Genomic DNA, 1963 nt, shown 5'->3' with positions numbered 1-1963 from the left:
CCCTGACACAGCCGCCGCCCCCCACCCCACGGCCGCATCCATCGAAAGGCGACCATGACATCCCCCGCTGAATCTCCGCCGCTGGTGCACACCCCGACGCCAGCCACCTATTCCACGCCCGCCGTGGAGGTGCTCTCTGCCGAAAAAACCTACCCCAATGGCACCCAGGCCCTGCTGCCGGTGGACCTGTCCATTGAGGAGGGCGAATTCGTCACCCTGCTCGGCCCCTCGGGCTGCGGCAAGAGCACGCTGCTGAAAATGGTGGCGGGCCTGCTGGAGCCCACCGACGGCCGCCTGCACCTGTGGCGCAAGCCCGTGGCGCAGCTGGACGAAAGCGGCAAGAAGATGGCCTTCGTATTCCAGTCGCCCACGCTCATGCCTTGGGCCAGTGTGCAAACCAATGTGCGCCTGCCGCTGGACCTGGCGGGCGTGCCGCGTGCCGAGGCCGATGCGCGTGTGACCGAAGCACTGGCGCTGGTGGGGTTGTCAAAGTTTGCCCACGCGCTGCCCCGTGCGCTGTCGGGCGGCATGCAGATGCGCGTATCGATTGCGCGCGGCCTGGTCACCCAGCCCGACCTGCTGTTGATGGACGAGCCCTTTGGCGCGCTGGATGAAATCACGCGCCACAAGCTCGACGCCGACCTGCTGGACCTGTGGCGCAAGAAGAAGCTCACCGTGATCTTTGTGACGCACTCGATCCACGAGGCGGTGTTCCTCTCCAGCCGCGTGGTCATGATGGCCGCGCGCCCTGGCCGCGTGGTCGAAGAGTTCCGCATCGACGCGCCCTACCCCCGCACGGCCGACTTCATGGTGTCGCCCGAATTCAGCCGCTACGCCAAGCTGCTGCAGGACAGCCTGCTGCGCGCCAGCGTGGACACCGAGGAGACCGTGGCATGAGCACCCCCTTCCCTTCCGCATCCATCGCGTCGCCGGTGCCATCCCCTGGAGTGACCTCCAGCCCCGCAGCCCCTCGCTCGGCACCCGCGCAAGCCGCCGCTGCCAAGCCGGCCCCCAAAGCCGCCCCCAAGCGCACGCCGCTCATGGCCCAGCCCCGCGTGCAGCGTGTGGTGTACCCCGTGCTGGTCGGCCTGGTGCTGATCGCGCTGTGGCAGGGCCTGGTCACGGCCATGGAGCTGCCGCCCTACCTGGTGCCCTCGCCCATCCTGATGATGAAGACGCTGTTCACCGACTGGGCCGCCCTGGGCGGCTCGCTGTGGGTCACCGTCAAGATCACGGTGCTGGCCTTTGTGGTGGCCACGGTGGCGGGCGTGCTGATCTCGTTCCTGTTCGTGCAGAGCAAACGCATCGAGACCGCACTCTTCCCCTACGCCGTGCTGCTGCAGGTCACGCCCATCGTGGCCGTGGCACCGCTCATCATCATCTGGGTGAAGGACCCGACGGCGTCGATGGTGATCTGCGCCGCACTGGTCGCCCTGTTCCCCATCATCAGCAACACCACACTGGGTTTGCGCAGTGTGGAGCCGGATCTACAAAGCTACTTCCAGCTCAACCGCGCCACGCGGGTGCAGACGCTGCTGCGTCTGCGCATCCCCAGTGCGCTGCCCTACTTCTTTGGCGGGCTGCGCATCTCCAGTGGTTTGGCGCTCATCGGCGCGGTGGTGGCCGAGTTTGTGGCGGGCACCGGGGGTCAGGGTGCAGGGCTGGCGTACCAGATCCTGCAGGCAGGCTTTCAACTCAACATCCCGCGCATGTTTGCTGCTCTGCTGCTGATCTCGCTCACCGGTGTCGCCTTGTTCGTGCTGATGGCCTGGCTCACGCGCGTCGCCCTGGGCGGCTGGCACGCCAGCGAAAACAGCATGGACTAACCCCCTGAGCCGCTGCGCGTCTTCCCCCAAGGGGGACGCCGCCCCTGCGGCGGGGCGGCCCTTGCACGGCGGCACTGGCAGGGGACCGCGCATTCGACGCCTTGGGGTGGCGCGTGACGCTTTGGAACCACCAAGCC

Annotated in this window: 2 protein-coding genes; both read left to right on the top strand. The window is 67.5% G+C overall.

Going from position 1 to position 1963, the window contains the following annotated elements; translation table 11 throughout:
• Positions 1-54: 54 nt before the first annotated feature.
• Positions 55-897: an ABC transporter ATP-binding protein gene (locus DBR12_RS09855; protein ID WP_233244381.1), complete on the top strand. Its 843-nt coding sequence runs from the start codon at positions 55-57 to the stop codon at positions 895-897.
• A gap of 143 nt (positions 898-1040) precedes the next feature.
• A complete protein-coding gene (locus tag DBR12_RS09850) occupies positions 1041-1826 on the top strand; it encodes an ABC transporter permease (protein WP_108617077.1) in 786 nt (261 codons plus the stop codon).
• Positions 1827-1963 lie beyond the last annotated feature (137 nt).

The sequence above is a fragment of the Acidovorax sp. HMWF029 genome, assembly GCF_003060895.1.
Classification (GTDB): Bacteria; Pseudomonadota; Gammaproteobacteria; order Burkholderiales; family Burkholderiaceae_C; genus Acidovorax.
The sequence above is the reverse complement of the archived record's forward strand: the minus strand, read 5'-3'. Positions and strand labels throughout refer to the sequence as shown.

Bases quoted from the DNA above. Each gene is read 5' to 3' on its own strand.
- DBR12_RS09855 (WP_233244381.1), top strand. From the start codon at position 55: ATGACATCCCCCGCTGAATCTCCGCCGCTGGTGCACACCCCGACGCCA.
- DBR12_RS09850 (WP_108617077.1), top strand. From the start codon at position 1,041: ATGGCCCAGCCCCGCGTGCAGCGTGTGGTGTACCCCGTGCTGGTCGGC.